Source organism: Desulfuromonas sp. (assembly GCA_002869615.1).
GTDB lineage: Bacteria > Desulfobacterota > Desulfuromonadia > Desulfuromonadales > UBA2294 > BM707.
In genome coordinates this window covers 1-6925 of record PKUH01000005.1, presented here as the reverse complement: position 1 = coordinate 6925, position 6925 = coordinate 1, and the positions used below count along the sequence as shown (strand labels likewise).

7 protein-coding genes are annotated in these 6925 nt (G+C 55.8%); 5 read left to right on the top strand and 2 right to left on the bottom strand.

Features of this window, described 5'->3' with window-relative positions; genetic code table 11:
- Positions 1-172 precede the first annotated feature (172 nt).
- Positions 173-490 carry an AzlD domain-containing protein gene (locus tag C0623_01355; GenBank protein PLY03535.1) on the bottom strand — a complete coding sequence of 106 codons (318 nt, stop codon included), beginning with the start codon at positions 488-490 and terminating at the stop codon, positions 173-175.
- Positions 487-1206 (bottom strand): branched-chain amino acid ABC transporter permease, encoded by a 720-nt coding sequence (locus C0623_01350; protein ID PLY03534.1) that lies wholly within the window; start codon positions 1204-1206, stop codon positions 487-489. The genes C0623_01355 and C0623_01350 overlap by 4 nt, the downstream gene beginning before the upstream one ends.
- Before the next feature lie 246 nt (positions 1207-1452).
- Here C0623_01350 and C0623_01345 point away from each other — a divergent pair, with 246 nt between their 5' ends.
- The 5 genes from C0623_01345 to livF all read left to right on the top strand — a co-directional run bounded on the left by C0623_01345 (position 1453) and on the right by livF (position 6380).
- A complete protein-coding gene (locus C0623_01345; protein PLY03533.1) occupies positions 1453-2568 on the top strand; it encodes a branched chain amino acid ABC transporter substrate-binding protein in 1116 nt (371 codons plus the stop codon).
- A gap of 174 nt (positions 2569-2742) precedes the next feature.
- Positions 2743-3645, top strand: coding sequence for a branched-chain amino acid ABC transporter permease LivH (locus tag C0623_01340; protein ID PLY03532.1), 903 nt, complete (start codon positions 2743-2745; stop codon positions 3643-3645).
- Positions 3646-3654: 9 nt separating this feature from the next.
- Positions 3655-4884: a branched-chain amino acid ABC transporter permease gene (locus C0623_01335; GenBank protein PLY03531.1), complete on the top strand. Its 1230-nt coding sequence runs from the start codon at positions 3655-3657 to the stop codon at positions 4882-4884.
- Positions 4881-5669, top strand: a complete 789-nt coding sequence (locus tag C0623_01330) for an ABC transporter ATP-binding protein (protein ID PLY03530.1) — start codon at positions 4881-4883, stop codon at positions 5667-5669. Before C0623_01335 ends, C0623_01330 begins: the two co-directional genes overlap by 4 nt.
- A 3-nt stretch (positions 5670-5672) precedes the next feature.
- The gene (gene livF / locus C0623_01325; GenBank protein ID PLY03529.1) at positions 5673-6380 is read left to right on the top strand and encodes a branched-chain amino acid ABC transporter ATP-binding protein; all 708 of its coding nucleotides are present in this window, start codon (positions 5673-5675) and stop codon (positions 6378-6380) included.
- Positions 6381-6925: the final 545 nt, after the last annotated feature.

Sequence of the window (6925 nt, the reverse complement as noted above, 5' to 3'; positions counted from 1 at the left end):
TTCTTTGGTTCGTTTCTTTATCGCTCAATAAAGAAATGAACCCGGCTGCCGGGCCGGGACCCGGCGGTTCTTCCTGTCTTCTGTCTTCAGGGGGACACTTCCCTGAGCTTCGAGTAGTGTCCCCGTCAAGGGTCGGAAGGTGCCAGCAACCTCACCAGGTGAATTGATATAATTAAGCCATCCCTGCCACCCAGAACAGCCCCATCCCCATCAGCACCGTCCCCCCGAGCGACTTCGTTCTGATCGCAAACAGGAAGGTCGGAATCGCCACCCAGAACTCGGGGCGCAACACGTTTATCGTGTTGTTCGGATCAACTGTCAGAGTTGGTGCCAGCAGAGCGGCAAGAATCGCGACCGGGATCAGCTCGAGCCAGTCAATCAACCATTGCGGCAATTGCCGCTGCGACAGGAACAATAGCGGCAACAGTCGCGGCAGGTAGGTAACGAGACCCATACCCATAAGCAGTAACAGGTAATCCTGGAAGGTCATGCCGCGGCCTCCCGTTTGCGTCGCAGATGACGGCGGACGATAAAACCGCCGGTGGCGGCGATGACAGCCGCGGCGACGATATAGCTCTCTCCCGGGACCAGAAGTTTCCAGATAATAGCCGTGACCGCCGCCAGGATGCCGGTGAAGATATAAGCCCGACCCTGAAGCTGCAGCACCAGCAGGGCAATAAACATGGCCGGCAGGGCATAGTCGATGCCGAACGCACCTTCCGGAATCAGGGTGCCGATCAGGGCGCCGAGGATGGTTGCTGCTATCCAGGTGGTATTGGCGGTGTGATGAACAATCAGGGCCCTCCATTTGTCCCAGTCCCCTTTGCGGAAGCGGGTCATGTTGACCCCGAAGCTCTCGTCGGTAATGCCGTAGGCGAACAGGCAGAGAAAGAGACTGCGGACGCCCTTGAGCGGAACAGCCAGCGCCGAACTCATCAGGAAATGGCGGGAATTGACAACAAAAGTCGTCACGATAATCGAAGCTGCCGAGGCGCCGCCGTCGATCATCGCGACACCGATAAACTGGGCCGATCCGGCAAAGACTATGACTGACATCAGACCGATCCATAAGGGTCCCAGCCCCGCCTTCTGGCCGAGTACACCGAGAGCCATACCGATCGGGAAATAGCCGAGACAGATCGGCCAGGCGGCGGCCACCCCCTCGCGGAAGGTGCTTTTTCGCTTGTTTGTCCGGTTTGATCTCATCGCGGCAAGTTAATAGCATATTCCTGAGCCGGCAACAAGCTGCATGAAGTTTGACATGGCCAAAAAAAGATCAATGCAGAAAGGTTGTCTGATTGGTCAAAATAAAGAAAAAATCCGTTTCGTCGGTTGCGCCTTTTTGAAGATATACAGCTTGACCAAGCCCGATTCTTTCGCTAAGTTTAATGTCCGTTCGTGAGCACAAGTTGTTTGCTTGTGCTAAAAATATTCCATTCAATGGAGGCAAAAATGAAAAAGTTTTTTTCGGTTGTCCTGATTGTAGCTATGGCCATGCTGGCCAGCCCGGTTTTCGCCAAGAATCATGAGATCGTTGTTGGTGTCGCCGGACCGCATACCGGCGATCTCGCCCCTTACGGCATTCCGACCAAGGAAGCGGCCGAGTTGCTCGTTGAGCAGGTCAACGCCGCTGGCGGCATCAACGGTAGTAAAGTCAAGCTGGTCGCGATGGATGACCAGTGCAAGCCGGAGATTGCAGTCAATGTTGCTACCAACCTGGTCTCTGAAGGGGCCAAGGTTGTCATCGGTCACGTCTGCTCCGGAGCGACCAAGGCTGCTCTCGGTATCTACAAGGAGGCGGGTGTTATCGCCATCTCTCCTTCGGCAACCAATCCGCCGCTGACCAAGAGCGGTGACTATCCGAATTTCTACCGCACCATCGCTGCTGATGACGAGCAGGGCAAGTTGGCTGCTGACTTTGTCATCGACAACCTCGGTGCCAAGAAGGTTGCCATCCTCCATGACAAGGGCGATTACGGCAAGGGATTCGCTGATTTTTCGCGAAAGTTCATTGAAGAGACCGGCAAGGCCAAGGTCGTTCTCTATGAGGGAATTACCCCGGGCGCTATCGATTACTCGGCGTTTATCCAGAAGCTCAAGCGGGTCGGGGCTGATGCGGTCGTTTTCGGCGGCTATCATCCCGAAGCCTCCAAGTTGATCGGCCTGATGAAGAGAAAGCGGGTCAAGATCCCGTTCCTTGGTCCGGACGGCATCAAGGGTGATGGTTTCCTCGAAATCGCCGGCAAGAATGCCGAGGGCGTTTATGCCACCGGTCCGATGGATGTCTCCAAATATGCCGAGAACAAGAAGGCCCGGGCCGACTACCAGGAAAAATATGGCAAGGAGCCGGGAACCTTCTTCGACCAGGGCTACGCTGCGATGCAGGCGGTCCTCAACGACATCAAGGTGTCAGGTGGAACCGATATGGCCGGTATCGAAAAGGCCCTGAAGAGTTCAATGGTTGATACCGCGGTCGGCACGATAAAATTCGATGCCAAAGGTGATGCTGTCGGCGTCGGCTTCTCGGTCTACCAGGTCAAGAATGGCGCGTTCGCCGAAGTGCAGTAATCTTTTATCTTGAACCAACCCTCAGGGGACAGGCCTCGGGCCTGTCCCCTGATTTGTTTAAGCCCTAGCCAGAAAGGCCTTGACTTTTCTGGTCAGACCATTGTACCCAAGTGGACCTGTCAGCCTTAATATTGACAGGCCGAACCCTGTATTAAAATCCTTGGGAAAGAATTTATGGATTATTTTATTGAACTCTGTTTCAGCGGCCTGACGCGGGGGAGCATCTACGCCCTGATCGCCCTCGGCTATACCATGGTCTACGGCATTATTCAGCTGATCAACTTCGCCCATGGCGAGGTCTACATGATCGGCGCCTTTGTTGCACTGATCGTCTCCGGGGTGCTGACCATTTACGGCTTCAGCGGGGTTTCAATCCTGATCCTGGCCGCTCTGATCGCCATGATCTACGCCGCCGCCTATGGCTATACCCTTGAAAAAATCGCCTATCGGCCACTGCGCGGCGCGCCGCGACTGTCGCCGCTGATCAGCGCCATCGGCATGTCGCTCTTCCTGCAGAATTATGTTCTGCTCGCCCAGACGCCCGATTTTCTGCCGTTTCCGCAACTGGTCCCGGAATTCGCTTTCATGGAGCCGGTCGCTCATATCATCGGGTCAGCCGAATTGATTATCCTGGTGGTTACCGCGATCACCATGGTCGGCCTGACTCTGTTGATCAAGTACACCCGGATCGGCAAGGCGATGCGGGCGACCCAGCAGGACCTGACCATGGCCCGCCTGACCGGAGTCAATGTCGACCGGGTGATTTCCATGACCTTTATTATCGGTTCGGTGCTCGCCGCGATCGGGGGTGTTCTGGTCGGTTCCTACATCGGCCAAATCAACTTCTATATCGGCTTTATCGCCGGCATCAAGGCGTTTACCGCCGCCGTCCTCGGCGGCATCGGCAATATCCCGGGAGCGGTACTCGGAGCGATGATTCTCGGACTTTCCGAGGCCTTCGCCGCCGGCTACATCTCAAGCGCTTACGAGGATGTCTTTGCCTTCGGCTTGCTGGTGCTGATTCTGACCCTGCGACCATCCGGTCTTCTCGGCAAGACCGTCAAGCAGAAGGTTTAGGGGGTGTCAATGGTACAGGATATCAAAAAATCGTTCGGCATCGCCCTCTGGTTCATCTTTCTCACCTTTCCGTTTGTCGTAGTCAAGGTTAATACTCTCAAGGATGTTGTCGAGTGGCGCTGGATGAACATGCTCTGGGTCGGCATTGGCTCGTTTGCTCTCTCCTTCGTCTGGCGTTGGGCGATGGAGCGCAAGGCGTCACAGGCCAAAAGCGACGATGCTGAAAGCGACACCCAGGCCGCCTCCCTGACCGAGCGCCTGTTCTCCGAACCGAAGGTCTACCGGCCGCTGATCATAATTGCCGCTGTTTTCTTTCTGGTTTTCCCGCTGCTGTTCAATATTTCCCAGGTCAACATCATGGTCCTGGCCCTGATTTTTGTCGTACTCGGTCTCGGTCTCAATATCAATGTTGGCCTCGCCGGCATGCTCGATCTCGGTTATGTCGCTTTTTTTGCCATCGGCGCCTACACTTACGGCATTCTTAACAGCAAGTTCGGCGTCGGTTTCTGGCCGGCTTTGCCGATCGGCGGGCTGGTCGCGACTATATTCGGTATTCTCCTCGGTTTCCCGATTCTCCGGCTGCGTGGCGACTATCTCGCCATTGTCACCCTCGGCTTTGCCACCATCGCCCATGTCGTGATCCTCAACGGCGAAGGTCTGTTCGGCGGCGCCAAGGGGATTGCCAATATTTCGCGACCCGGTTTCTTCGGCATCGAAATGGGGATCGACGCTGTTACCACCTATATTTACTACCTGATGATCGCCCTGGTCGTCTTTACGATCTTCATTACCAACCGGCTCAAGGATTCACGGATCGGTCGGGCCTGGATGGCCTTGCGTGAGGATGAAATCGCCTGCGTCGCCATGGGTATCGATATGGCGAGGACCAAGCTGTCAGCCTATGCGTTCGGTGCCTTCTGGGCCGGGGTGGTCGGCGTGATCTTTGCCGCCCGCAACACCTACCTGCATCCGAACAGCTTCACCTTCATGGAGTCGGCGATCGTATTGTCGATTGTCGTCCTCGGCGGCATGGGTTCGATTGTCGGTGTGATCATCGCCGCCCTGGTGATGATCCTGATGCCGGAGTACCTGCGGGCTGTTGCCGACTATCGCATGCTGGCGTTCGGGGCCGTGATGGTGTTGATGATGATTTTCCGGCCCCAGGGGCTGATTGCCAACGTCCGGCGCAGCTATGAATATAACCCCGATGATTCTGCCACCGAAGGGGGCCCGTCATGAAGCCGTTGCTCGAAGTCAAGGGGCTGACCATGGACTTCGGCGGCCTGCGCGCCGTCGATTCGGTTTCACTCAACGTCTGTGCCGGCGAGATTGTTGCCCTGATTGGGCCGAACGGCGCCGGCAAGACCACGTTTTTTAACTGCGTCACCGGCATTTACAAGCCGACCGGGGGCGAAGTTCTGGCGCATCCGCCGCAAGGCGAGAGCCGCAGGCTCAACGGGGTTTCGCCGTTTCGGATTACCGAGATCGGCATGGCCCGGACCTTCCAGAATATCCGTCTGTTTCCGGCGATGACGGTTCTTGAAAATGTCATGATCGGGCGCCATTGCCGCACGACAACCAATATCATTGGCGCCATCCTGCGCGGCAAAAGGACCATGCAGCAGGAAAAAGAGACCGTCGAGAAAAGTTACCAGCTTCTGCAGAAGGTCGGTCTCGAGCGGTTTGCCAACGAATTTGCCCGCAATCTCCCTTACGGCGCCCAACGCCGGCTCGAGATCGCCCGGGCGATGGCGACCGATCCGTTTCTGTTGCTGCTTGATGAACCGGCGGCCGGTATGAACCCGCAGGAGACGCATGACCTCGATGCCCTGATTGAACGGATTCGCAATGAAGGGAAGATGGCGATCCTGCTGATCGAACACGACATGAAACTGGTGATGAATATTTCCGACCGGATTTATGTCATGGAGTACGGCAAGGAGATCGCCAATGGAACGCCCCTGGAAATTCGGAACAATTCGAGTGTTATCGAGGCATACTTGGGCGAAGAAGCGGTGGGATAGACTATGCTTGAGCTGAGAAACATCAATACTTATTATGGTAATATCCAGGCCCTGAAGAATGTTTCGATCAATGTCGGTGAAGGAGAGATTATCTGCCTGATCGGTGCCAATGGCGCCGGCAAATCAACGACCCTGATGTCGATCAGCGGGATCGTACCGCCGAAAAGCGGCGAGGTCCTGTTCATGGGCAGCCCGATTCAGAAGACAAGTGGCGACCGGATTGTCTCCCTCGGCGTTGTCCAGGTGCCGGAAGGCCGGCGTATTTTTCCGAATATGTCGGTCCTCGAAAACCTTGAAATGGGTGCCTACCTGCGTAACGACAAGGACGCGATCAGGCAGGATATGGAGCTGATGTTCGATCTCTTCCCGATTCTGGCGCAGCGTCGTGGCCAGATGGGCGGCACCCTGTCGGGTGGCGAACAGCAGATGCTGGCGATCTCGCGTGCATTGATGGCGCGGCCGAAATTGCTGTTACTCGATGAGCCGTCGCTCGGACTGGCACCGCTGATTATCAAGCAGATCTTTGAGACCATCAAGAAGATCAACGAGGAACAGAAAACGACCATCTTTCTGGTTGAGCAGAACGCCAACCAGGCGCTGAAACTGGCCGACCGCGGCTATGTTATGGAGAATGGCGCGATCACCCTTTCCGATACGGCCGAAAACCTGCTCAATGATGAGGAGGTCAAGAAGGCTTATCTGGGGATCTGATGGTTTTCCTTCTTTCTTCAGGGACACTTCCCTCGACTACGGGAAGTGTCCCCGTCAGCTTTACAACTCCGATCGCCTGTCCTGAGTTATCTTGTACTGAGCTCGCCGAAGTAGCCGAAGGGCGAATCCATTGATGATTTTGACTCACCCCCGTTGCTCTTGAGGTCGCCCTCTGGCACCGCGATCACTGAACAGCAGCCCGACCGCAACCGCCACGGAGACGTTGCGTGTTTGCCTCAAGGCAAACTCCCCGGCAACACAATTGAACAGAAACAATCCAGACCGCACAAAAAAGCCCCCGGCAAGGGAGCCGTTTTCTGCATACTCTTTTATGGCTTAATAAAAGAGTATGGCGGAGTGCGCGGCCGCGACCGCGCGGTTCTTTCTGCATTCAGTCTTCGGGGGACACTTCCCTGGACTACGGGAAGTGTCCCCAACTAGCAGTCTCCCTATCAAGCAAAAGAAAGACACCCCAGCTCACCCGCCTGATGATCAGGTTCCCTCGCTGCGCAGATTCCAATCCGTCAGTCACTGTCGTTCCCTGA

Excerpts from the sequence above, each read along its gene's own strand:
- C0623_01355 (PLY03535.1), bottom strand. The coding sequence starts at position 490 with ATGACCTTCCAGGATTACCTGTTACTGCTTATGGGTATGGGTCTCGTT.
- C0623_01350 (PLY03534.1), bottom strand. The coding sequence starts at position 1,206 with ATGAGATCAAACCGGACAAACAAGCGAAAAAGCACCTTCCGCGAGGGG.
- C0623_01345 (PLY03533.1), top strand. The coding sequence starts at position 1,453 with ATGAAAAAGTTTTTTTCGGTTGTCCTGATTGTAGCTATGGCCATGCTG.
- C0623_01340 (PLY03532.1), top strand. The coding sequence starts at position 2,743 with ATGGATTATTTTATTGAACTCTGTTTCAGCGGCCTGACGCGGGGGAGC.
- C0623_01335 (PLY03531.1), top strand. The coding sequence starts at position 3,655 with ATGGTACAGGATATCAAAAAATCGTTCGGCATCGCCCTCTGGTTCATC.
- C0623_01330 (PLY03530.1), top strand. The coding sequence starts at position 4,881 with ATGAAGCCGTTGCTCGAAGTCAAGGGGCTGACCATGGACTTCGGCGGC.
- livF (PLY03529.1), top strand. The coding sequence starts at position 5,673 with ATGCTTGAGCTGAGAAACATCAATACTTATTATGGTAATATCCAGGCC.